Origin of the sequence: Azospirillum sp. TSH64 (assembly GCF_003116035.1) — a bacterium.
Taxonomy (GTDB): Bacteria; Pseudomonadota; Alphaproteobacteria; order Azospirillales; family Azospirillaceae; genus Azospirillum.
The window spans coordinates 5,206,916-5,230,555 of record NZ_LGQW01000015.1 but is presented as its reverse complement, the minus strand read 5'-3'; the positions used below and the strand labels follow the sequence as shown (position 1 = coordinate 5,230,555).

Below are 23,640 nucleotides of genomic sequence, written 5' to 3'. Positions count from 1 at the left end.
TGAAAAAGACGGCCCCAAGAAAAACAATCGCCACTCGGCAAGGCGGTCCCTCCCCCGGGGCCGCCTTTTCCCTTGGCCGGGTTGCAACGGCCGACAGGGTGTTATAAAGTAACACCCATGTCCGCGCTTCACGACCACACCCACTGCATCGCCGATGCCCTGACCCGTGCCGACGCGCTGTGCGCGGAGCGGGGGGCGCGGCTGACCGCGCTGCGCCGCCGCGTGCTGGAGCTGGTGTGGTCCAGCCACCGGCCGCGCGGCGCCTATGCGATCCTGGAGGATCTCAGCCAGCAGGAGGGCAAGGCGGCCGCACCGCTGACCGTCTACCGCGCGCTGGAGTTCCTGGTCGAACAGGGGCTGGTACACCGCATCGAATCGCTAAACGCCTATGTCGGCTGCGCCGCACCGGGGGATGTCCATTCCGGGCAGTTCCTGGTGTGCGAGGCCTGCGGCGACGCCGCCGAGATCGACGATCCGGGTGTCGGCGCCGCCATCGACGCCGCGGCGGCCGGGCGCGGCTTCCGTGTCCAGCGCCCCACCGTCGAGGTGCGCGGCCTGTGCAAATCCTGTCAGGAGAATCCCCGTTGAGCGCTCCCGCCGCCCCTCCCGCCCGTCTTCCCGTCTCGGTGCTGACCGGCTTCCTCGGCAGCGGCAAGACCACGCTGCTCCAGGCGCTGCTGCGCAACCCGGCCATGGCCCGCACCGCCATCGTCATCAACGAGTTCGGCGAGGTCGGGCTCGACCATCTCTTGGTCGCCAAGGCGTCGGAGAACATGGTGCTGATGGACAGCGGCTGCCTGTGCTGCACCATCCGCGGCGATCTGGTCGACACGCTGCGCGACCTGTTCCTCAAGCGGGTGAAGGGGGAGATCCCCGATTTCGACCGGGTGGTGGTGGAGACGACCGGCCTCGCCGACCCGGCCCCGATCATCCACACCCTGATGTCGGACCCGCTGCTGGCCGCCCGCTTCCGCCTGGACGGCGTCATCGCCACGGTCGATGCGGCGCACGGCTCGCTCCAGCTCGACCGTCAGCCGGAAAGCGTGAAGCAGGCCGCCGTCGCCGACCGCATCGTGCTGACCAAGACCGACGTCGCCACCCCGGCGGCGACCGTCGCGCTGATGCAGCGCCTTGCCGCCATCAACCCGGCCGCCCCGGTCATTCCCGCCGCCCATGGCGACATCGACCCGGCCAAGCTGTTCGATGCCGGTCTCTACAATCCGGAGACCAAGAGCCCCGACGTCGCCCGCTGGCTGCGCGAGGAGGCCTATCGCGACGAGCAGGCCAAAGCGCATGAGCATCACCATGGGCATCATGACCATGGGCATGCGCATCACGACCATGACCATCACGATCATCACCACGATCACGACCATGGCGACCATTGCGGCCCCGACTGCGGCCACGAGCATCACCACCATGACGCCAACCGCCATGACGACCACATCCGCGCCTTCTGCATGGTGATCGACCGGCCGATCCCCTGGAACGGCTTCGTCGACTTCATGGAGGCGCTGATCGCCCAGGCCGGCGAGAACCTGCTGCGGGTGAAGGGCCTGCTAAACGTTCAGGAAAGCGAGCTGCCCGTGGTCGTCCACGGCGTCCAGCACATGTTCCACCCGCCGGTCCGTCTGGAGGATTGGCCCAGCGACGACCACCGCACCAAGCTGGTCTTCATCACCCGCGACGTCGGCCAGACGGTGATCGAACCGCTGTTCAACGGTCTGGTCTGGGGCGAAGGGAAAGAGGGATAAGGTCGAAGGCGGGGCGCCACACCCGCCGCAGGTTTGGCGCCCGCTCCCTCTTCTACCGCCCCACCACCCGGCGCAGCGGGCTGTCGCCGGCGGCCCACACGCCGCGATCCACCGCCTTGGCCCCCTCGAACACCAGCCAGCTTTGACGTCCGTAATGCGGCAACGGCCGGAGCAGCGCACGCAGGGCCTCGGCATCGGCTCCCGACACCACCAGCGCCGTCCGCCCGTCCGCCGCACGCGACACCCACACCCTGGCACTGCCGCGCCCGGCCAGTTCCGCCGGCACCGGCGCCAGCCCGCGCCGCGCCAGTTCCCGCGCCACCGCCGCGTCGGTCCCCACCAGCAGCAGCGGTGCAGACTTCTTGTCGCCGCTCTCCCGGCCCGTAGCGTCCATCAGACGGCCAGCCAGCGCCCGCGCCGCCTCCGCCGCGTCACCATCCGCAACGATCACCCGCTCGGCACCCGGGCGAAGGGTGACGTCGCGCAGGATCGGCGGCGCTTCCCCCGGCGCCAGACGGCGGAACAGGTCGAAATCGGGGTCGACCGACACAGCCTTTACCGCCGCCTTGGCAGGCAGCCGCAGTGTAACCTGCCGGCCGTCGAGGCGGACGCTATGGTCCTCCACCCCGGCCGCGGTCTCCAGCCGCACCGGCACCGCCAGGGCATAGGGCGCGTCGGCCTCCTGCCGCAGGGTCAGCAGCACGCCGTCGCCGTCGGCGCGGACATCCGCCAGGGTCAGCATCGGCGCACCCCGCCGCTCCACCCATTGGCCGAACAGCCCGCCGAGGTCGCGGCCGGACGCCGCCTCGAAAGACCGGCGCAGGTCGGACCAGCCGGCAGCGCGGAAGGCGAAGCCGCTCCAGAATTTGCGGATGCCGGCGTCGAAGGCGTCGCGGCCGATCTCCGCCTCCAGCATGTGGAACAGCATCGCCGCCTTGCCATAGCCGACGATCTGCGAGGCATCGTGCGTCTTGGACTGGAAGCCGGTCAGCGGCCGGTCGCGCTCCGCCGGCAGGGCGGCATAGTCGCGCAGCCAGTCGAGCCGCATCGCCTTTGCCGCATCAGCGCCGCGCGCCTGGGCCGCCGCATAGTCGGCCATGTAGGTGGTCAGCCCCTCCGCCCAATTGCCGCCCTCGCCCACCCGGACACCGTTCCCCCACCAGTTGTGCATGATCTCGTGGGTCAGCGACTGGCTGCGGATGAAGGGCAGCGGCAGCACGGCGCGGCCAATGGCGGTCAGGCCAGGAAAGCCCAGCCCGACCGGCGGCGGAACCGAGACGATGCTGAATCCGTCGAAGGGATAGGCACCGATGCGCGCCGCCCCGGCCGCAATCGCCTGCTCCGACAGCTCAAGATAGCCGTCGGCCAGCCCGGCCTGTTCCGGATGGCGGTAGAGCCGCAGGCGCAAGGGTCCGGCCGGCCGCTCTTCCACCGTCCAGGCACCAGCGAAGACCGAGGGTTCCTCGACGCTGCGATCCTCCGCGAACACCGCGCGGTAGCCGGTGGCCTCGCGCTCCTCCTCCTCCAGCCGACCGGTGGCGACCGCGACATAGGGGGACGGCACCCGCACCGACAGGCGCCAGCTCGGCGGCTCGTCAGCGGCGGATGCCGGATCGGGGAGCCAGCCGCCCAGCCCCGGCAGGAACGCGCCCTCGCCATCCAGCGCCAGACCGGTACCGGTTGTAAAGCCCGGCAGCCGCCCGCCATAGCGGATGGTCACCGCGTCCACGCCTTCCGGCACCACCAGCCGGAGACGGTCGCCGTGCCGGTCCACCGGAACCGGCCTGCCGCCCGCCCGCACCTCCTGCACCGTCAGGGCCGGGTCCAGCCGCAGGGACTGGGCTCCGGCCGGCAGGGTCAACCGGTCCACCGCCTCCATCCGTCCGGCGGCGGGATCGAGCATCAGCTCGATGTCGTGATGCAGCGGAGCGGCACCGGCCGGGGCGACCATGCCCAGGCACAGCATCGCTCCCACGAAGGCCAGAGCCGGGATGCGGAGATTCGTCATGCCCATGAAGATGGTCGCCTGGACAGCGGAGCGCCAGCACGGCGTCATGCCGCACGGATGCTGCCTGTGTCTTCGCTGGCCGCCGGATCACCCCGGAACGTCACGCACCCGGTCATACAGCTTCGACAGCCGGGCGTCGCAGATGCCAAGCTCCTTCAAATGCTCGACCGTGTTGGCGAGGTAATCGATGTTGGGGCCGCGCTGGCCGCAACAGTCGGCGATGCGGCAGACAACCGACGCCTCGTCCAGACCGCGGCAATATTGCGGATGACCGCGGTCGACGATGAAGCAGCAGGCGCTGACCAAGTCCAGCCCCTGCGCCGCCCCCTGCGCCGGCCGGCTGTCGCGCAGCCGCACCCGCAGCATCTTCGGCAGATAGACCCGGTTGTCCATCTCCCGCTCCCACAAATAATCCAACGTGGCCGGCACATCGGTTGCCGCCACCCGGAAGACGATGCCGCGGCAGGAGCCGCCGCGGTCCAGCCCCAGCACCAGCCCCGGCCGCTCCGGCGTCCCCCGGTAGCGGTGGGAGGCGACGCAGAAGCTGCGGTGGTATCCCGGCAGGGTCGCCGCGTGCCGCTCCACGAAGGGGAAACCGGGGTTCCACATCAGCGAGCCATAGCCGAAGACCCACAGGTCGGCACCAGGCTCGACGGCGATGTCGTGCGTCCAGGCGGGATGCGGAAGCGAGGAGTCGGGGGCCATTGAGGGTCGCTGAGGAAGATCGCTGGGAAAATGCGCAGGGAAAGACAGAACCGAATCGGCAGCCACCGAGCCTAGCATGCGGGTTCCGGGGTCGCTATAACGGTACGGAGATGGAACGGACATGCCACCGATGCAACCCAACGCGCTTTCTGCCACGCCCCGCCGCCTGCTGACCGGCCGCCGGATCGCGACCATCCTCGTGCTGATGATGGTACTGCTGCCGGCCGTTGCCTATTCGCTGTGGTGGTGGCAGGCGGCCCGCACCGTGCGCGACGGGCTGGAGAACTGGGTCGCCGACCAGCGCGCCAACGGCGCGGTGGTGGAGCATGGCGGACTGACCGTCCACGGCTTCCCCTTCACCCTGCGGGCGGAGCTGGACAAGCCCCACCTCGCCACACGCGGCGCCGAGTGGCAGGGCGCGCGTCTGGTGGCGGAGGCCGCCCCCTGGAACCCCACCCGCATCGCGCTGACCTTTCCCGGCGAACATCGCCTGTCGGTCGTCCAGCCCGGCCAGCCGCCGGTCGACATCCTGGCCCCGAATGGCGGAAACGGCGACCTGACCATGCGGATGTCGGGCACGCTGGAGCGGCTCGCCCTGCGCTTCACCGGCCTGACCGCACAGGTCGCGGGTCAGACGGTACCGGTCGCCGCACTGGACGTCGGCGCCGCCCAACCGGAGCAGCCGCCGGCCGAACGCGGCATCGCCGGCCTGACCCTGACCCTGACCGCCGACGGGCTAACCCTGCCGGACGGCATGCCGCCGAACCTGGGGCGCGAGGTGAAGCGGACCGAGCTGACCCTGCGGGTCATGGGAACCCCGCCGCGGCCGGAGCCGGCCAGCCTGTCGGCCTGGAGCCGCGACGGCGGCACGGTCGAGGTCGACCGGCTGGCGCTGGACTGGGGGCCGCTGGCGGCTGTCCTGTCGGGCACGTTGGCGCTGGACGCCCAGTTGCAGCCGCAGGCGGCGCTGACCGCGGAGATCCGCGGCGCTCCTGCGATTCTCGACGCGGTGAAGCCGATGATGCGCCCGAACGAGGCGGCCATCGCCAGGACCGTGCTGACCATGCTGGCCCGTCCGACCGGCCCGAACGGCGAGCCGGTGGTCACCGCCCCGGTCACCGTGCAGGACCGCTCGCTGTTCGTCGGACCGCTGCGCGTCGCCGCCCTGCCCAAGCTCGTCTGGTGACAAAAACGGGGCAGACCCTGTCCGAACGGCGGAAATGCAACACCTGCCGGGACGCATGACGGTTCCGTGACCGGGGCATCTTGTTTCACACGGCGCATCGGGTCAAATTGACGCAGTCCTTGTCGCGGCTGCCATGGTGCGTCGGTCGATGTGTCGGTTTCTTGCCTATTGCGGCGAGCCCGTGTTCCTGGAAACGCTGGTCTGCACGCCCTGTCATTCCCTGATCGAACAGTCGATGCACGCCGCGGAGGCGAAGACCGAGACCAACGGCGACGGTTTCGGCGTCGGCTGGTACAGCGAGCGGACCGAGCCCGGCCGCTATTGCGAGATCCGCCCGGCCTGGTCGGACGAGAATCTGCAATCGATCTGCAGCCATGTCCGCTCCCACCTGTTCTTCGCCCATGTGCGGGCGGCGACCGGCACCGCGGTCAGCCGGGCCAACTGCCACCCCTTCAAGGCCGGGCGCTTCCTGTTCATGCACAATGGGCAGGTCGGCGACTGGCCGCGCCTGCGCCGCCGGGTCGAGGCGATGATCCCGGACGAGCTGTACAGCACCCGCACCGGCACCACCGACAGCGAGGCGATCTTCCTCGCCGCGCTCGGCCAGGGATTGGAGCGGGATTCGGTCGGCGCCTTCCAGCGCGTGCTGCACGCCATCCGCGACGAGATGCGGGCGCTGGACATCACCGCTCCCCTGCGCTTCACCGCAACCTGGACCGACGGCGACCGGGTGTGGGCGGTGCGCTGGGCGTCCGACGACAAGCCGCCGAGCCTCTATTGGCGCCGCGGCGAGAACGGGCTGGTCGTGGTGTCGGAACCGGTCGATTCCCAGCGCGACCAGTGGCGCCCGGTACCGCCCAGCGGCGGGCTGGTGGCACGCGTCGGCGCCGCGCCGGAGATGTTCACCTTTCATTGAGCAGCCAGGATCGGAGAGGGAAGCGTCCGGCTCTCTCCCCTTCCCTTACAGCAGCCGGTCCTTCGGCAGCAGGATCGTCACCGCCGTCCCGCGGCCCGACACACTGTCCAGTTCCACCCCGCCGCCATGCAGTTCGGCGAAGCGCCGCACGATGGGCAGGCCGAGCCCAACCCCTTCATGCTGGCGCACCAGAGAGCGTTCGGCCTGGGTGAAGGGGTTGAAGATGCGGCCCATCAGTTCGGTGGGGATGCCCGGCCCGTCGTCGCGCACGGTCAGCCCGACAAACTCGCCACGATCCTCCACCGTCACCGCGACATGGCCGCCGGACTGGGTGAATTTCACCGCATTGTCCAGCAGGTTCAGCACCATCTCGCGCAGCCGCCGGCGGTCGATGCGCATGCGGAAGGACGGACAGGGCTGGACGGTCAGCGACAGCTGCTTGCCCACAGCCTTCGGCGCCAGCATGTCGGCGCAGCCGGCCAGCAGTTGCGGGATGTTGACGTCGCTCTCCTGGATCTCGATGGAGCCGGTGGAGCCGCGCGTGTAATCGAGGATGTTGTTGACCATGGTCAGCAGCGAGCGGCCGCTTTCCTCGATCAGCTTCACATATTCCAGGTAATCGGGATGGCCCAGCTTGCCCATCCCCTCGGCCGCCAGCACGTCGGCGAAGCCGATGATGGAGTTGAGCGGGGTGCGCAACTCGTGGCTCATCACCGCCAGGAAGTCCAGCTTGGCGCGGTCGGCCTTGCGCGCCGCCTCCAGCGCGTCCGACAGCTCCGCGGTGCGTTCCGACACCCGGTGTTCAAGCTCGCGGTTCTGTTCGGCGGCGCGGCGGTAGAGCTTGCGGATCTCCACCATGTTGCGGACACGGTGCAGCAGCTCCCAGGCGATGAAGGGTTTGGTTAGAAAATCGTTGGCGCCCAGCTCCAGCGACTTGCGCCGGGTTTCCTGATCGGTCTGGGCGGTCAGCACCAGGATCGGCACGTAATCGTCGCCGAAGACCGGCTTCAGCCGCTCCATCAGGTCGAAGCCGCTCATGTGCGGCATGCGGATGTCGATCAGCAGAAGGTCGAACGGTTCCGCCGCGCAGAGGTCGGGAACCTTGCGCGGGTCGGTCTCGCCGCGGACCCGGCTGTACCCGTCATGGCTGAGGATTTCCCGCAGGAGTTCGACGTTGGACGGGTTGTCGTCCACGATCAGGATGCTCGCGTCCTTGACCTGCTGGGCGAGCGCCGGGTCGATCTGGCTCCTGTTCATCGGAGCATGCACCTTTGAACCGTCCGCATAGGCAATCAATTTTGCTTCTGAACGGATCGAATGCAATGGAAATGAACGGACACCGTCAAAGGCCGCGGCTCAGGCGCGCTTTTCCCAACCGCCGCGGTCGGTCTGCTGCCAATAGGTCAGGCTGTGGCCAGCCGCCTTGCAGGCCTTCCAGCGCTGGCGGGCGGCCAGCACCGCCTCCTCGTCGTTGCCGTCGAACAGGTCGCAGACGAGGTCGTAGCCATCCATCCGGTCGCTGACGCAGCCATCCACCGTGACCAGCACGGTGGCGCTGTTCGGATTCTCGTCGGTGTCGGTCAGCCACACCGGCTGGCGCTCGGCGAAGCCGTCGCGCACAGCCCCGTGCGGCAGGAAGGAGCCGGGATCGTAGGTCCACAGATGCTGGTTCAGCATGTCCACCCGCTCGGCCGAGCCGGCCAGCACGACGGCACGCCAGTTCCGCTCAAGAACCTTCTCGAGGATCTTGGGCAGCGCCTGTTCCATCGTGCGCCGTTGCAGGTGGTAGAAGCGGACTTCGGTCATGGCCCCTTCACGCACGCATCAAGCCTTTGCCATCAGGCTTCGTGGAAGTCGGCCACGAAGCGGTCGAGCAGCCGCACGCCGAAGGCCGACGCGCCCTTCGGAACGGTGGCGCCGTCCTTCTTCGCCCAGGCCACGCCGGCGATGTCGATGTGCGCCCACGGCGTGTCGTTGACGAAGCGCTTCAGGAACTGCGCGCCGACGATGCTGCCGGCGCCGCCGCCCGAACCGGTGTTCTTCATGTCGGCGGCCGGCGACTCGATCTCCTTGTCATAGGCGTCGTTCATCGGCATGCGCCACACCGGCTGGCCCACCTTCAGGCCGGCGGCCGTCAGGTTCATGGCGAGATCGTCGTTGTTGCAGAACAGGCCGGCATGCTCGTGGCCGAGCGCCACGATGATGGCGCCGGTCAGGGTGGCGAGGTCGACCATCAGCTTGGGCTTGTAGACGTCCTGCGCGTACCACAGGCAGTCGGCCAGCACCAGTCGGCCTTCGGCGTCGGTGTTGATGACCTCGATGGTCTGGCCCGATGCCGAGGTGACGATGTCGCCCGGACGCTGCGCGGTGCCGGACGGCATGTTCTCGACCAGCCCGACGATGCCGACGGCGTTGACCTTCGCCTTGCGGGCGGCCAGCGCGTACATGGTGCCGATCACGGTGGCGGAACCGCCCATGTCCCACTTCATGTCTTCCATGCCGGCCGCACCCTTGATCGAGATGCCGCCGCTGTCGAAAGTCACTCCCTTGCCGATGAAGGCGACCGGACGCTTGTCGTCGGCCTCCGGGTTGCCGTTCCAGCGCATGACGACCACGCGCGGCTCGCAGGCGCTGCCCTGGGCAACGCCCAGCAGGGCGCCCATGCCGAGCTTGCGCAGCTTCTTCTGGTCGAGGATCTCGACTTCGACGCCGAACTGCTCCAGCTCCTTCGTCTTCTCGGCGAGGCTTTCCGGATAGATGACGTTGGCCGGCTCCGACACCAGATCGCGGGTGAAGCGGATGGCGTCGGCCAGCGTGTCCAGCTTCTTGAAGGCCGACTTGGCCGCGCCGTCATCCTCGACCAGCAGCGTCAGCTTGCGCAGGCTGGGCTTCGGCTCCTTCTTGTCGGACTTCCGGTCGTTGGTGCGGTACTTGTCGAACTTGTAAGAGCGCAGCTGCGCGCCGAAGGCGATCTCGGCAGCGGCGGATGCCGGCGACAGGGCGGTCCCCTCCGGCAGTTCGACCAGCAGGGCGGCCTCGTCGGCGGCCTTGTCCAGCTGCACGGCGATGGCGCCGCCGGCGGACTGGAGAACCAGATCGGTCAGGTCGGCGCCCTTGCCGATGCCGACCAGCAGGATGCGGTCGAGCTCGGTCCCGGCCAGGGCGAGCAGCGTCAGCGTCTCGTCCTTCTTGCCGTTGAAGCGGGCGGCGGCCATGGCGCGGGCCAGCGCCCCGCCGGTCTTCTGATCCAGCTCGCGCCCGATCGGGCCGAGGCTGCGGTCGGCGGCGACGGTCACGGCCAGCACGCCGGAGGCCGGCAGGGACAGCTTGGCGAAGGAGAACTTCATCTGGTCCTCTTGAGGGGTTGGGCGAACGCGCCCGGATTGTCTCAACAGCGGAAAGCCTACCCCACCGATAAGGAGCGCGCCACCCCGGCTGTCAAGGGTGGGAGGGGGGAGACGCCCCCTCCCCCTCGCTCACGCATCGATCGCCTTGCCCAGCTCGACCGGATCGACCTCGCCCTGCTCGATGCCGACGTCCGAAACGCTCTCCTCCGACACCGTCTCCTCGGCGCGACGTTCCAGCACGGCGGCGAAGAAGCCGTCGGTGTCGTGCTTGGCCGGTGTCAGCCGCAGGTACGGACCGTCGACCGGCGGCGGCGCGCCGGCCTCCTCCTCCGCCCAGACCTCGGCGACCGGCTTGACGATGAAGTCGTGGTGGGTCTGCAGGAAGGCTTCGACCTGCGCCTCGTTCTCGTCATGCAGCATGGAGCAGGTGGCGTAGATCAGCCGCCCGCCTGGCTTCACCAGACGTGCCGCACTGTCGAGGATGTTGGCCTGAAGCGGCAGCAGCTGCTCCAGCCCCGGACCCAGCTGGCGCCAGCGGGCGTCGGGGTTGCGGCGCCAGGTGCCGGTGCCGGAGCACGGCGCATCGACCAGCACGCGGTCGAACTTGCGCTTGTGGCGCTTCACCCAGGGATCGCGCTCGCTGGTCAGCGGATGCGCCTCGATGTTGTGCAGGCCGGCGCGGCGGAACCGCTCGGCGGCGCGCTTCAGGCGCTTGTCCAGCACGTCGCAGGCGACGACGCGGCCCTTGTTCTTCATCAGCGCGGCAACGGCCAGCGTCTTGCCGCCGGCCCCGGCGCAGAAATCCACCACCTGATGGCCGGGCTTGGGCGCCACCGCCAGTGCCACCAGCTGCGAGCCCTCGTCCTGGATCTCGACCAGACCGTCCTTGAAGGCGTCGACGCTGCCGAGCGGCGGACGGCCCTTCACCCGCAGGCCCAGCGGCGACCATTGCGTGGTCTCCGCCGTGATCTGCGCCTTGGCCAGCGCCTTGATGGCACTCTGCTGGTTCGCCTTCAACGGGTTGATGCGCAGGTCGAGCGGAGCCGCCTCCAGCAGCTTCTCCATCTCGACCCCGAACCGGTCGCCCAGCGAAGCGCGCATGGCCGCTTCGGCCCAGTCCGGACATTCCACCCGCACCGTCTCCGGCATGTCGGGATGGTCCATCGTGTGGCTTTCCAGCTTGCCGACCATCGCCAGCTCGTCGTCGGTCAGGCGGGCCGGGGCGAACTTGCCGCCGCTGAACATCTCCAGCACGACGCCGGCGTTGCGGTTCTCCTCCAGCAGCAGATAGGCCAGGACGCGGGCGCGCGGAGTGGGGCGCTCGTAGCCGCCGCGCTCGATCCACCAGCCGAGCCGGGCATGGCGGCGCAGGATCGCGTAGGCCATCTGGGCGATGGCGGTACGGTCCTTCGAGCCGATGTAGCGGCGGTTGCGGAAATAGGCGCTCATCACCGCGTCGGCGGGGCGAGGGGTCTCGTCGATCTCGGTCAGCAGATCGATGACCGCCTGGAGGCGGGCGGCGGGTGTCATGGCGTCTGGTCCCTTGGGGTGTCACATGGCGGCGAACAGGACCGGCCGCCCGCATGTTCCCCCTTGCGGGTGGGGGACGGGATGCAAATCGCGGACGGTCCTTCACGTATGGGCTGTCGATACCGCGTTTGCCGCGTTCTGTCACGTCCTGCCGCCGCGCGGCAGCTCCGCTTGGCCCCCGAGCGGCTCTGTCGCGCCCACGCCCGTGACAAGCGGACGCGACCTATCCGAAAGTGCAGGTTGGGGATTGACGACTCGGGGTAACCACCGGCACAAACAATCGGGTGATGTGACCTTGTCGTGACCGGACCGCCAGGGCGGGAGACCGGTCGGAGGTCTTCGACGGACAGATCGGATGCTGGTGGCGGAGTGCGCGATGGCGGCTGCGGCTGGGGTGACGTGTGCGCGTGACGTGAGGAAAGCCGCCGGCCGCGGCCTGCGGATGGCGCTGATCGGAGGGCTGCTGGCGACACTGGCGGCCTGCGCCGGCACCGCCCCGACGGTGGACGGGCAGCGGCGGACCGCCCAGCGCCCGACCTGGAATCAGGTCTCGCCCGATTTCCGCCACCTCGCCGGCTGGATCGACGACGACCACGCCCAGGCGGTCCCCGCGGTGCAGCGGACCTGCGGCTGGGTGAAGAACCAGCCGCCGGGCAAGTCGCTGGGGCAGTTGCGCGCCGCCGGCACCACCGACGACTGGCGCGCCATCTGTGCCGCCGCCCGCGACCTGCCCCCCGGCGACAGCGAGGCGGCGCGCCGCTTCTTCGAGACCTTCTTCACCCCCCGCGACGTCAGCAACGGCGAGAACGGCCTCTTCACCGGCTATTACGAGATCGAGCTGCGCGGCAGTTGGACCCGGACCGAGCGCTACAACGTCCCGCTCTACCGCATGCCGGCCCGCGGCAAGAACGGCATGCCCAGCCGCGCCCGCATCGACAACGGCGCCTTGAAGGGCAAGGGCCTGGAACTGATGTGGGTGGACGACCCGGTCGACGCCTTCTTCCTGGAAATCCAGGGTTCCGGCCGGGCGATCATGGCCGACGGCTCTGTGGTCGGCATCCATTACGCCGGCCAGAACGGTCACAGCTATTACCCGATCGGCCGCCATATCATCGACATCGGCGACGCCACGCCGGAACAGATGTCCTTGCAGACGATCCGGCGCTGGCTGAAGGACCATCCGGCCGAGGCCCAGCGGGTGATGAACCTCAACCCTTCCTACGTCTTCTTCAAGGTGAAGCCCGAGGTCGGCGCCCGCGGTGCCCGCAACATGGAGCTGACCCCCGGCCGCAGCCTTGCGGTGGATGCCGAGCATATCCCGCTCGGCGTGCCGCTGTGGCTGGAGGTGCGCGACGCCCCGGTTCCCGGCGGCGCCATCAACCGGCTGGTGATGGCGCAGGACACCGGCGGCGCCATCAAGGGGCCCGTGCGCGGCGACCTGTTCTGGGGCCACGGCCCGCAGGCGGAGGAAGGGGCCGGCGTGATGAAGGCGCGCGGTCACTACACCATGCTGGCGCCGCGCAACCTGTCGGTCGAGACCGCCCAACGGAAATGACCGCAGAGGACCGCATCCGGCTGGAACGGCTGACCGCCCTGCCCGACCGTGGGGCGGCCCTGGCGGCATTGGAGGAAATCTTCTTCGCCTCCACCACCCGGACGGAGTTCGCGTCCGCTGCCGAGCGCGCCGCCTTCCTCGCCACCTGGACCGGCTGGTTCGTGGATGAGGCACCGCAGGACATCTGGATGGCGGTGGCGGCCGACGGACAGGTCGTCGGCTACCTCACCGGCTGCAAGGACAGCGCCGGCTCGGTCGAACTGGCCCGGCGCATCCCGAAATACGAGGTCTTCGCCGATCATTTCGCCGCCTACCCCGCCCATCTTCACGTCAATGTCCGGCCGGGATGGCGGGAACATGGGCTGGGGCGGCGGCTGGTCGACCGGTTTGCCGAGGATTGCCGGGACGACGGCCTGCCCGGCGTCCATCTGGTCACCGCCGTCTTCGCCCGCAATGTCGAGTTCTACCAGCGCGCCGGCTTCACCGACGCCTGCCAGCGCGGCCCCCTGCTGTTCCTCGGCCGCCGCCTCAACACCTGACTTCCGCGGCGCTGCTGTGCTAGGCAGGGACATCTCCCTGCCGGAAAGCCTGCTGCCATGACCCGTCTGCCCCTGCTGATCGAAAGCCCGCAGAATCCTCAGTTCAAGCTGTGGGAATCGGCGCTGGAAAGCCGTGGGCTGAAGAAGAACGGCAAGTTCCTGCTGGCCGGCCTGAAGACCGTTCCCGAGGCATTGCGCCAGCATCCCGCGCGGTTCGAGCGCGTGCTGTTCACCGACCCGGCGCAGATCGCCTCCTGGCGGCTGCCGGCGGGAGTGGAGCCGGTGCAGCTGGCGCCTGCCCTGTTCCGCATGCTGGATGTGTCGGGCACCGGCTTCCCGCTGCTGGTCGGCGCCGTGCCGAAGATGCCGGCCATCGATTTGTCGCAGCAGCCGCAGGGGCTGGAACTGCTCTGTGCGCTGGGCGATCCCAGCAACCTCGGCGCCCTGCTGCGCAGCGCCGCGGCCTTCGGCGTCTCGCGGATCGTCCTGCTGGAAGGGGCGGCGCATCCCTTCCACCCCAAATGCCTGCGGGCGGCGTCGAACGCGCAGTTCACGCTGACCATGCTGCGCGGACCGCGCTGGACGGCGGTGAACGAGGCGGCCGGGCCGCTCTACGCCCTGGACGGCGGGGGAGAGGACCTGACCCGCTTCGACTGGCCGGCGGACATGCGGCTGATCCTGGGCGAGGAAGGCCAGGGCGTGCCTGCCGACTGCCCGGCGACGCGGCTGTCGGTGCCGACGACCGGGGCGGTGGAGTCGCTGAACGCCACCGTTGCGGTCAGCGTGGCTTTGTTCGCGCGCTATGCGGCTGCCAAGGGATAGGCGGGGATCGGGAGAACAGGCGACGATGGTTCGCTGACCGGGCGCCCTACCCCATCACCGACGCCAGCACCTGGACCACCTGATCCGACCCGTAGGGCTTCTTCAGCACCGGCACATCGGCGAACCGCTCCGGCACGGCGGCGCTCTCGCCATACCCCGTCGCGAACACGAAGGGGATGCCCAGTTCCCGCAGCCGTTCGGCGACCGCGACCGACGTCTCGTTGCCCAGATTGATGTCCAGCACGCCGACCACCGGCGGGTCATCGTCGATCAGGCGCAGGGCATGGCGGACGCTGGCGGCGGTGTTGACGCGGCTGGCGTTGAAGCTCAGCAGCACATCCTCCGTCGCCATGGCGATGATCATGTTGTCCTCCAGCAGCATCACCGGGCCGCCGATGGAGAAATCGGCAGCCGGAACCGGCAGGCTGCGCCGGTTGCCGGTGGGAAGGCTGTCGGCGATGGTGACGAACCGCGCCGGGATCATGAAGCGGGCGCGCAGGCCGGACAGGGCATAGGTCACCTCCGCCTCGCCCTGCAGGTCGTGCGGGACCGAGCGCTCGATCACCGTGGTGCCGAAACCGGTGCGCGACGGCGCCCGCACCGGCGGGCCGCCATTCTCCTGCCAGTCGATCAGCAACCGCCCACCCTCGTCGATCGACCAGTCGGCCTCGACCCAGCCGCTGCTGTCGCTGAGCGCGCCGTACTTCGCCGAATTGGTGGTCAGCTCATGCACCACCAGCGCGAAGACGGAGAAGGCCTGCGGCGCCAGCAGCACCTCCGGCCCGGTCAGCCGCACCCGCTCGCTCTTTGCCGACAGATAGGCGCCGATCTCCGCCGCGATCAGGGCTCGCAACGAAGCCGGCCCCCAATTGTCGGCGGTGATCTGGTCATGGGCGCGGGCCAGCGCCTCGATGCGGCCGGCGACGATGGCGGCAAACTGCTGCACCGTTTCCGCCCCCGACTCGCTCTGCCGCACCAGGGCGCGGACGAGGCTGAGGATGTTGCGGACGCGGTGGTTCAATTCGGCGATCAGCAGCTCCTGCCGCTCGGTCGCCTCCTTGCGGGTGCGGCCGGCGACGTCGGCCAGCCGCAGCACCACCTCCAGCAGGGTCACCCGCAGCGATTCGGCGTTGCGCTCGTCAAGCTCGGTCCAGGGCTTGGAGCGGCCATGAACCGTCTCCTTCCAGGCCTCGAAGCTCTTACGCGGGGTCAGGCGCGGCCCGTTGGGACCGTATTGCGCCGGCTTGGTCGGGTCGCCGCCCCAGGTGACGGTGCGGACCAGCTCCTTGCGGAAGAAAACCAGATAATCGCGCGGCATCCGCGACACCGGAATCGCCAGCAATCCGCAGGCCCGTTCGGTGAAGTCGCGGGCCGGCGGATGCACCATCCCCAAATGGTCGGTCAGATAGACCTTGCTGGGTGGCGTCCGGTGCAGGAAGCGCATGACGCCCAGCGTCTCCTCCCGCGTCGGCGTCTCCCCTTCCATATGCAGCTGGCCGTCGATGCAGCAGGCGAAGCCGTCGCAATCGATCAGCGCCCGCAACTCCGCCGCGAAGCTGACAAGGCTGTCCAGCGGCGATTCGCTGTCGGCCAGCATCGACATGATGCGGACATGGGCGCGGCGGGCCTGCGCCTCCTGCTGGCTTTCCTGCTCGCGCTCCCGCCCCTCCAGCAGCAGCGAGACCATCTGGCCGAACAGTTCGGCGGTGGTCCGGCGCTCGAAGGAGAGCGAGCGGGCATGGCGGTGGTGACAGGCGAACAGTCCCCACAGCTTGCCGTGCCGCAGGATCGACACCGACAGCGAGGCGTTCACCCCCATGTTGCGCAGATATTCGACATGGATCAGCGAGACGCTGCGCAGCAGGCTGAGCGACAGGTCCAGCGGCTGGCCCATCGGATCGACCGTCGGCACGATTGGCACCGGCGGCGCGTTCACGTCGGAAATGCAGCGCAGCCAGCTGCGCTCATACAGGCGCCGGGCCTGCTGCGGAATGTCGGAAGCAGGGTATCGCTGGCCGAGGAAGCTGCCGATGCCATGCACCGCCGATTCCGCGATTACCTCCCCCGCTCCGTCGTCGGCGAAGCGGTAGACCATCACCCGGTCGAATCCGGTCAGCGCCCGCATCTGGCGCGCCGCCTCGCGGCAGAAACCGTCGAAGCCGCGGGTGTTCTGGACCCGTGCGATCATCGAGCGCAGCAGCGATCCCGAATCCTGCGGCCCCTCGCCCTCGCTCGGCTCCGCCTCGATGACGATGGTGGAGCCGGACAGATGGACCGCCACGTCGCAAACCGGGGCGATGTCCGACAGATGGACGCTGAAGGCGCGCTCGACGCTGCCGTTGATGTGGGCGACCTGCAACCGGCCGCGGATGGTGTGCAACGCCTCGCCTGAAATGAAGGCCGCCAGCGGATGCCCCAGCAGATCGTCGGGTTCGACACCCAGCCAGCGTCCGATGTTGTCCGAGACATGGACGACAATCCAATCGGCCGTGACGGCGATCAGGAAACCGGTCGGTTGGATCAGGCCCAGCTGGTGGATGGGCTCCCGGTCGCAATCGGTGAGGTCGACAGACCCCATAGGAACCGGCCCACTCATCGAACGAAGACTTCAGACAAACGCGACCTCTAGCGGAAGCTGGACCGGCGTCGTTTGTCACGCGCAGCCGAGGGAATTCATCAACAATTTAGGCAGGAGTCTGGAACGCTGCAACGCTCCAAAATGGCTATTCCTACGTTCTAATTAAAGGCCGTTAACTTAACATAGGATAAGATTTGCAACGTGCTTGCGTATGATAATGACCATCAGAGCTTGGCTGCACCGGCAGCGCTCTCGCTTCGCCGCAACTTTTCTTCAACTGCAAATAAACATCGTTGCCGAAGGTCGGCGGCAGCCATAAATTTCCGCAAGGGTCCCTTTCATCTTCGGCGGGCTGCCCGCAAGCTGCTCATGACGCAGGGTAACGGTCGTTCAATGACCATCGGGATGCGCCATGACAATCCTTTTCCCTGCCGACGATTCCATTGCCTCGGACGAGCGCATCCGCATCCGCAACGTCACGCTGCTGTCCGACGACTGGTATGTTCTGAAGAAAACCACCTTCGACTATCGACGGAGTGACGGCATCTGGCAGACCCTAAGCCGGGAGACGTATGACCGCGGCAACGGGGCAGCCCTGCTGCTCTACGATCCGACCCGCGGCACTGTGCTGCTGACCCGGCAATTCCGCTTCCCGGCTTACGTCAACGGCCATCCGGAACCGCTGCTGGAGGTGTGCGCCGGCCTGCTCGACGACCGCAGCCCCGAGGAGGCGATCCGGGCCGAGGCCGCAGAGGAGCTGGGCGTGACCGTCCAGGCGCCGCGCCGGGTGTTCGACGCCTTCATGAGCCCCGGCTCGGTGACGGAGCGGCTGGCCTTCTTCGTCGCCGAATACCGCGCCGCCGACCGCAACGAGGGGGGCGGGCTCGCCGAGGAGGGCGAGGACATCGAGGTGGTCGAGTTGACCTTCGCCGATGCCCTTGCGATGGTCGGCAGCGGGGCGATCCTGGACGGCAAGACCATCATGCTGTTGCAATATGCCGCCCTTCACGGCCTGTTGCCGCGGTGACGGCATTCCCCCGCCCCGCCAGGCCGGAAGGATTGGGACCAGGCGATTCGGACGGGGACTGGATGATCGACGACGGCGACCTCGACTGGGAGGACATCCGCGCCTTCCTGGCCACGGCACGGTGCGGCAGCCTGACCGGTGCCGCCCAGCGGCTGCGGTTGAGCCCGCCGACCCTGGGCCGCCGGTTGAAACGGCTGGAGGACGCGGTGGGCGGTCCGCTGTTCGACCGGCTGCCCAACCGGCTGGAGCTGACGGCGCTCGGCCGCTCCGTGCTGGACAGCGCCACGGCCATGGGCGATGCGGCCGCTGCCTTCGCCCGCAACGCCGACCGGCTGGCCGCGACGGCACAGCCGGTGCGGGTGACGGCGACGACCTCCGTCTCCGCCTTTCTTACCCTGCATCTGGCCGAGCTGCTGGCGGAAACCGGCGCCGACCTGACCATCCTCAGCACCCGCAACACCCTGAATCTGGCCCAGCGCGAGGCCGACATCGCGTTGCGCATGGACCGGGTGCCGCCCGAAGGGGACCTGGTAACCCGCCGGCTGGGTGCCTTCGGCTTCACCCTCTATGCGATGCGGGGGCTGCGCGACGACTGGTCCGGACGTTGGGACGGCGCGGCCGTGGTCGGGCTGCCGGAGACACGGCGGCGGCCATCGCAATCCGGATGGGTGGACGATACGGTCCGGGAGCGCGGCGCCCGCATCGTCGCCCGGCTCAGCGAACTGCCGATGCGGCTCGATGCCGCCCGGCGCGGGATGGGGCTGACGCTGCTGCCCTGCGTGCTGGGCGATGCCGAACCGGCGCTGGTCCGCGTCGTCGATCCGCCGGCCGAGCTTCGCGAAGACGTCCATCTGCTGGTCCACCGCGACCGGCGCGATGCTCCGGCCGTGGCCGCGGTGGTGGATGCCCTCGTCCGGCTGTTCCGCCGCCATGCCGAGGCGCTGGCAGCGGAATAGCCTTTCTTTTCAAGAGCGCACGCTCTGAGGGATCAGCCGCGGCCGGCGATCAGGCTGTCGGCGGCGGCGCGGGCCTCGGCGGTGACGGTGGCGCCGGACAGCATGCGGGCGATCTCCTCGCGCCGCTCGTCACCATCCAGTTCGGCGACGCCGGTGGTGACCTGCTCACCCTTCTGCGACTTCTGCACCTTCAGATGGACGGCACCGCGCGCCGCGACCTGCGGGCTGTGGGTGACGACCAGCACCTGCAGGCCATGGCCCAGCGTTTCCAGCCGTTCGCCCACCGCGGCGGCGACGGCGCCGCCGATGCCGGTGTCCACCTCGTCGAACACCAGCGTGCCGACGGTGGAGGTCTGGGCCAGCACCACCTTCAGCGCCAGCATGAAGCGCGCCAGCTCACCGCCCGACGCAATCTTGTTGAGCGCCCCCGGCGGCGAGCCGGGGTTGGTCGCGACCTGGAAGGCGACGCGGTCGATGCCCGACGCGCTCCATTCCGACTCGTCGACCGGCTCGACCAGCGTGCGGAACTTCGCCTTCTCCATCTTCAGCGGCGCCAGTTCGCCGGCGACCGCCACGTCCAGCCGGCCGGCGGCCTCGCGGCGGGCGGCGCCCAGCGCTTCGGCCGCCTTGTGGAAGACGGCGCGGGCCTGTTCGGCTTCCTTCGCCAGCTTGGCCAGCAGGTCGCCCTGATCCTCGATCAGCAGCAGGCGTCCGGCCATCTCCTCCCGGAGGGCGGCCAGCGCATCGACATCCACGCCATGCTTGCGGGCGGCAGCGCGCAATGCAAAGAGCCGCTCCTCCAGTTTTTCCAGCGCCCGCGGGTCCATGTCGACACCGCTGGAGACGGCCTGGAGGGCGGCAATCGCCTCCCCCGCCTCGGTCGCCGCGCGGTCGAGGGCGGCGATCACCGGATCCAGCGTGCCGCCGGCCCGGTCGGCGATGCGGCTGAGCGTGCGGATGGCCGAGGACAGGGCGCGCTCGACGCCACGGTCGCCCGACAGTTCGGCATAGGCGGCATTCATGCCGTCGACCAGCTTTTCGCGATGCATCAGCACCGCGCGGGTCTCCGACAGTTCCTCCTCCTCGCCGGCCTTGGGGGCGAGGGCGTCCAGCTCGGCCACGGCGTGGCGGAGATATTCCTCTTCGGAGCGGGCGCGGGCGATGTCGGCGGCGGCGGAATGGCGCGCATCCTCCACCTGCCTCCAGGCACGGTGGGACGCGGCGACCTGCGCCGCCTGGGCCGACAGGCCGGCATAGGCGTCGAGCACGCCGCGGTGGGTCTGCGGGTTCAGCAGACCATGGGTGTCGAACTGCCCATGCACCTCGACCAGTTCGGCGCCCAACGTCTTCAACAGGCCGACGCCGACCGGCTGGTCGTTCACCCAGGCGCGGCTGCGCCCATCGGTGTTGACGGTGCGGCGGATCACCAGTGCACCATCGCCGGAATCGGAGTCGAGCCCCTGTTCCTTGAGGATGGCGAAGGCCGGGTGGTCGCCCGAAAGCTCGAACTCCGCAGTGACGGCGGCCTGATCGGCGCCGTGGCGCACCAGGCCCGAATCCGCGCGTGCACCGAGGGCCAGCCCCAGCGCGTCGAGCAGGATCGACTTGCCGGCGCCGGTCTCACCGGTCAGGGCGCACAGGCCCTTGCGGAAGGACAGGCTCAATCGCTCGATCAGGACGACGTCCCGGATCGTCAGCGACACGAGCATGGAGCGTCCTAGAACAGGGAGTTCCAGGCTCGATTGAGCCACGACTTCTCGTTTCGCTCGGGACGCAGATTGGCGTCCACCAGCAGTGCGTAGCTGTCCGTGTACCATTCGCTGCCGGGGAAGTTGTGGCCGAGCACGGCCGCGGCGGCCTTCGCCTCGTCGGTCACGCCCAGCGCCAGATAACACTCCACCAGACGGTGCAGCGCCTCAGGCACATGGGACGTGGTCTGGTAGTTTTCAACGACGGCGCGGAACCGGTTGATCGCGGCGGTGTACTGATGCTGACGCAGGTAGAAGCGCCCGACCTCCATCTCCTTGCCGGCAAGGTGATCGTTGGTCAGGTCGATCTTCAGCTTCGCGTCGCGGGCATATTTGCTGTCGGGGAAGCGGCGGACCACCTCCTGCAGGGCGTCGAGCGCCCGGCGCGTCATCCGCTGGTCGCGGCGCACGTCGGTGATCTGCTCGTAATAGCACAGAGCCCGCATGTAATAGGCATAATCGACATCCGGGCTGCCCGGATGAAGCTGGATGAAGCGGTCGAGCGCCAGGATGGCGTCGTCGTACTTCAGATCCTGGTATTGGGCGTAGGCGGCAAGAAGCTGCGCCTTGCTGGCCGCATCCGCATAGGGATGCTGGCGCTCCACCTCGTCGTAGAGCTTCGCGGCCTTCTTGTAGGACTCCTCGCGCATCGCCGCGTCGGCTTCCGACATGAGCTGGTCGGCCGGACGCTCGACATAGGCGTCCTCCTTGGTGGAGGAGCAGGCGGAGAGGGCGGCGGACAGGAGGATGGCCGTCAGCGGCAGGCGGTACGGGCGAGGAAGCATCGTCGTCTTGGGCGCTTTCGAAGTTGCCCCTGTATAGCACGCCGGGGTAAGGGCGCCGCAAGCGGTAACGCGGGGGTGGGCGATATGCCCCTCCCCGCCCGCGACGGAAATCGGATCGGAAGCGCCTCAGCCGAACAGCGCGTCGATGTCGGCCTGGCTGATGTTGCCGCTGTCGGGCGTCGCCTCGGCCGGACCGTGCAGGTCCAGGTTCTCGTCCTTCTTGGTGACGGACGGCGGCAGAGGCATCGCCTCGAACTCGCGCCTGTTCCACAGGCCCATCATCGCGTCGACGCGTTCCTCGATGAAGGACATGGCGCGCACGACCTTGGTGATGCGCTGGCCGGTCAGATCCTGGAAGTTGCAGGCCTCATAGATGCGGACGATCACATCGACCATGTCGTTGACGCGGTCGTTGTGATAGCCCTCCGGCAAGGACGACTTCAGCTCCGACACCACCTCTTCCAGTTCCTCGGCGCAGGCCATGATGGTGTTGGTCGCGGCCTCCGTCGCGGCGACGACGGCGCCCAGTTCCTGGCTGGCCTGCTGGAACTTGTCGTCGCCGGCCAGCGGGTGGCGGATGGCGGCCATCTCCACCTTGGTCGCCTTGATCCGGCCGGAGATGTCGGCGATCTCCACCTGGATCTGGTCGATCTGCGCCGCGTCCATCGCCAGGAAGCGGTCGAGCTTGGCGCCCAGGTCGCTGACGGCGCGCAGCACCTCGGTGTTGTCGGCCTGAACCACCTGCGTCGGCACCGGAAGCGCCGCCACGGCGGCGCCATCTTCGATCAGTGCCTGGAACGGGTGCCCGGATTTGCGGGCTTTCTGAAGCTCGGCCATGAAGGGCTTGGTCATCTGCTTCATCCTCGGTCCCGCCTCTCGGAAACGGCCGCCTTGTGGCCTGTGGTGATGGATGTCTGGTCGCGCGTCGGTTCTGCGTTCTGATCGGCTGACCGTGCCCCATCCGGCCATCGGCGGGCCGGGACGGTCAATCCGGGAAACCCATGAGGTTCTGTCGGCACAGGCTGTCGTTTCGTAAGTCGCCGGCTTGCGGCCGGCCCTTACCCGAACAGGGCGTCGATGGCCGCCTGATCCAGCGGGGGCGGCGGTTCCGCCGCCGCGGGCGGCGGGGGCGGGGCGGGCTTGGAGGCGGCCTTTGCCTTCGGGGCGGCGCCCGGCGGCTTCGGAACCGGCTTCTTCGCGGGAGCGGGCGCATCGAACATGCTGTCGATGTCGGACTGGCTCGCCACCGCGGGGGCGGCTGCCGGCGCCGGAGCATCGAACATGCTGTCGATGTCCGCCTGGCTGGCCTTGACCGGAGCAGCCGCGGGTGCCGCAGCGGGGGTGGGCGCGTCGAACATGCTGTCGATGTCGGCCTGGCTCGACTGCACCGGCGCCGGTGCCGGCGGCGGCGGTGGCGGCGGCGGCGGAGCGGCCGGAGCCGGACTGTCGAACATGCTGTCGACATCGGCCTGGCTGACGCCATGGCCATCCAATTGCGGACCGTTCAGCAGATGGGCATCCGGACGGGTGTCCGTCTGCTCTTCCTTGACCATGATGCCGGCCAGCCCGTCCTCGCCCCAGATGCTGATCATGGCCATGACGCGCTGTTCGATGTAGCGGAGCGCGTTGACGACCTTGCTGGTGCGCTGGCCGGTCAGATCCTGGAACGAACAGGCGGTGAAGATGTCGTTCACCTGGGTGTCGATATCGCTGCAGATCGCCGGATCGGCGCCGCCGGCCCGCAGCTTGCCCGACAGATCCATCAGCCGCTCGGCGGCGTTCAGGATTTCAAAGGACGCGCGTTCGGTGGAGATGACGATGGCGTCCAGCTCGTTGGTTGCCGACAGAATCTTGTCGCCCGATCCGTCGGGGGGACGCAGCGCCGCCACCTCCCGCCTCGCCTGCTCGATCGAGGCGGCCATTTCCATCAGCTCGCGGCGCAGAACGCCGACATGCTTGCCGGCCTCCACCGCTTCGTTCTGCCGGCTCCAGGAGTCGCGGAACTCCTGCAGCATGGCGCGCACTTCCTCCGTCGCGGCCCCGAGGGACCGCCGGTGGAGCCGCCGCAGGAATGCCCTGCCCTTCGCCGATCGGGCAATGGCGTCCTCGATCTGCTCGAACTCTTCATCGGACAGCTGCGGAAGCTGCTCCAAACCGGTCCACTCCCCAAACTGGATCAGCCGG

The 23,640-nt window shown here is 68.8% G+C and carries 20 protein-coding genes; 9 read left to right on the top strand and 11 right to left on the bottom strand.

Going from position 1 to position 23,640, the window contains the following annotated elements:
- Positions 1-117 precede the first annotated feature (117 nt).
- Together TSH64_RS25020 and TSH64_RS25015 are read left to right on the top strand one after the other, a co-directional pair.
- Entirely contained in the window at positions 118-588 is a 471-nt protein-coding gene (locus TSH64_RS25020) for a Fur family transcriptional regulator (protein WP_098739505.1), read from the top strand.
- A complete protein-coding gene (locus TSH64_RS25015) occupies positions 558-1,754 on the top strand; it encodes a GTP-binding protein (RefSeq protein ID WP_109449184.1) in 1,197 nt (398 codons plus the stop codon). The genes TSH64_RS25020 and TSH64_RS25015 overlap by 31 nt, the downstream gene beginning before the upstream one ends.
- Before the next feature lie 52 nt (positions 1,755-1,806).
- Here the strand turns inward: TSH64_RS25015 and TSH64_RS25010 are convergent, their stop codons facing one another.
- Together TSH64_RS25010 and TSH64_RS25005 are read right to left on the bottom strand one after the other, a co-directional pair.
- Positions 1,807-3,810, bottom strand: coding sequence for a M1 family aminopeptidase (locus TSH64_RS25010; protein WP_247873137.1), 2,004 nt, complete (start codon positions 3,808-3,810; stop codon positions 1,807-1,809).
- A gap of 39 nt (positions 3,811-3,849) precedes the next feature.
- Positions 3,850-4,467 (bottom strand): gamma-glutamylcyclotransferase, encoded by a 618-nt coding sequence (locus TSH64_RS25005; RefSeq protein ID WP_109449182.1) that lies wholly within the window; start codon positions 4,465-4,467, stop codon positions 3,850-3,852.
- A gap of 121 nt (positions 4,468-4,588) precedes the next feature.
- Here TSH64_RS25005 and TSH64_RS25000 point away from each other — a divergent pair, with 121 nt between their 5' ends.
- Positions 4,589-5,653 carry a DUF2125 domain-containing protein gene (locus tag TSH64_RS25000; RefSeq protein ID WP_109449180.1) on the top strand — a complete coding sequence of 355 codons (1,065 nt, stop codon included), beginning with the start codon at positions 4,589-4,591 and terminating at the stop codon, positions 5,651-5,653.
- Between the two features lie 148 nt (positions 5,654-5,801).
- The gene (locus TSH64_RS24995) at positions 5,802-6,569 is read left to right on the top strand and encodes a class II glutamine amidotransferase (protein ID WP_109449178.1); all 768 of its coding nucleotides are present in this window, start codon (positions 5,802-5,804) and stop codon (positions 6,567-6,569) included.
- A gap of 45 nt (positions 6,570-6,614) precedes the next feature.
- On the opposite strand, the gene TSH64_RS24990 is transcribed toward TSH64_RS24995, so the two are convergent.
- The 4 genes from TSH64_RS24990 to TSH64_RS24975 form a co-directional block, all read right to left on the bottom strand.
- A complete protein-coding gene (locus TSH64_RS24990; RefSeq protein WP_109449176.1) occupies positions 6,615-7,826 on the bottom strand; it encodes an ATP-binding protein in 1,212 nt (403 codons plus the stop codon).
- A 99-nt stretch (positions 7,827-7,925) separates the two neighbouring features.
- Positions 7,926-8,375, bottom strand: a complete 450-nt coding sequence (locus tag TSH64_RS24985; RefSeq protein ID WP_109449174.1) for a DNA polymerase III subunit chi — start codon at positions 8,373-8,375, stop codon at positions 7,926-7,928.
- 32 nt (positions 8,376-8,407) lie between these two features.
- Entirely contained in the window at positions 8,408-9,916 is a 1,509-nt protein-coding gene (locus TSH64_RS24980; RefSeq protein ID WP_109449172.1) for a leucyl aminopeptidase, read from the bottom strand.
- A 129-nt stretch (positions 9,917-10,045) separates the two neighbouring features.
- Positions 10,046-11,446 (bottom strand): RsmB/NOP family class I SAM-dependent RNA methyltransferase, encoded by a 1,401-nt coding sequence (locus TSH64_RS24975; protein ID WP_109449170.1) that lies wholly within the window; start codon positions 11,444-11,446, stop codon positions 10,046-10,048.
- Between the two features lie 376 nt (positions 11,447-11,822).
- On the opposite strand from TSH64_RS24975, the gene TSH64_RS24970 reads away from it, so the two are divergent.
- The 3 genes from TSH64_RS24970 to TSH64_RS24960 are packed head-to-tail and all read left to right on the top strand — an operon-like array spanning position 11,823 to position 14,362.
- Positions 11,823-13,001, top strand: coding sequence for a murein transglycosylase A (locus TSH64_RS24970; protein ID WP_247873136.1), 1,179 nt, complete (start codon positions 11,823-11,825; stop codon positions 12,999-13,001).
- Positions 12,998-13,540, top strand: a complete 543-nt coding sequence (locus tag TSH64_RS24965) for a GNAT family N-acetyltransferase (RefSeq protein ID WP_109449166.1) — start codon at positions 12,998-13,000, stop codon at positions 13,538-13,540. The genes TSH64_RS24970 and TSH64_RS24965 overlap by 4 nt, the downstream gene beginning before the upstream one ends.
- Before the next feature lie 57 nt (positions 13,541-13,597).
- A complete protein-coding gene (locus tag TSH64_RS24960) occupies positions 13,598-14,362 on the top strand; it encodes an RNA methyltransferase (RefSeq protein ID WP_109449164.1) in 765 nt (254 codons plus the stop codon).
- Between the two features lie 46 nt (positions 14,363-14,408).
- On the opposite strand, the gene TSH64_RS24955 is transcribed toward TSH64_RS24960, so the two are convergent.
- Complete coding sequence (locus tag TSH64_RS24955; RefSeq protein ID WP_199237660.1) at positions 14,409-16,940, bottom strand: HWE histidine kinase domain-containing protein; 2,532 nt, start codon at positions 16,938-16,940, stop codon at positions 14,409-14,411.
- 412 nt (positions 16,941-17,352) lie between these two features.
- Between TSH64_RS24955 and TSH64_RS24950 the strand changes: the two genes are divergently transcribed.
- Positions 17,353-17,967: an NUDIX domain-containing protein gene (locus tag TSH64_RS24950; protein WP_109449160.1), complete on the top strand. Its 615-nt coding sequence runs from the start codon at positions 17,353-17,355 to the stop codon at positions 17,965-17,967.
- Positions 17,968-18,029: 62 nt separating this feature from the next.
- Positions 18,030-18,923 (top strand): LysR family transcriptional regulator, encoded by an 894-nt coding sequence (locus tag TSH64_RS24945; protein ID WP_109449158.1) that lies wholly within the window; start codon positions 18,030-18,032, stop codon positions 18,921-18,923.
- Between the two features lie 32 nt (positions 18,924-18,955).
- Here TSH64_RS24945 and recN read toward each other — a convergent pair whose 3' ends face one another.
- From recN to TSH64_RS24925, 4 genes are all read right to left on the bottom strand, one after another.
- Positions 18,956-20,632 carry a DNA repair protein RecN gene (gene recN / locus TSH64_RS24940; protein WP_109449156.1) on the bottom strand — a complete coding sequence of 559 codons (1,677 nt, stop codon included), beginning with the start codon at positions 20,630-20,632 and terminating at the stop codon, positions 18,956-18,958.
- An 8-nt stretch (positions 20,633-20,640) separates the two neighbouring features.
- Positions 20,641-21,456: an outer membrane protein assembly factor BamD gene (locus tag TSH64_RS24935; protein ID WP_109449154.1), complete on the bottom strand. Its 816-nt coding sequence runs from the start codon at positions 21,454-21,456 to the stop codon at positions 20,641-20,643.
- Between the two features lie 126 nt (positions 21,457-21,582).
- Positions 21,583-22,308, bottom strand: a complete 726-nt coding sequence (locus TSH64_RS24930; protein ID WP_247873135.1) for a protein phosphatase CheZ — start codon at positions 22,306-22,308, stop codon at positions 21,583-21,585.
- Positions 22,309-22,514: 206 nt separating this feature from the next.
- Positions 22,515-23,609, bottom strand: coding sequence for a protein phosphatase CheZ (locus TSH64_RS24925; protein WP_109449150.1), 1,095 nt, complete (start codon positions 23,607-23,609; stop codon positions 22,515-22,517).
- Between the last annotated feature and the right edge of the window lie 31 nt (positions 23,610-23,640).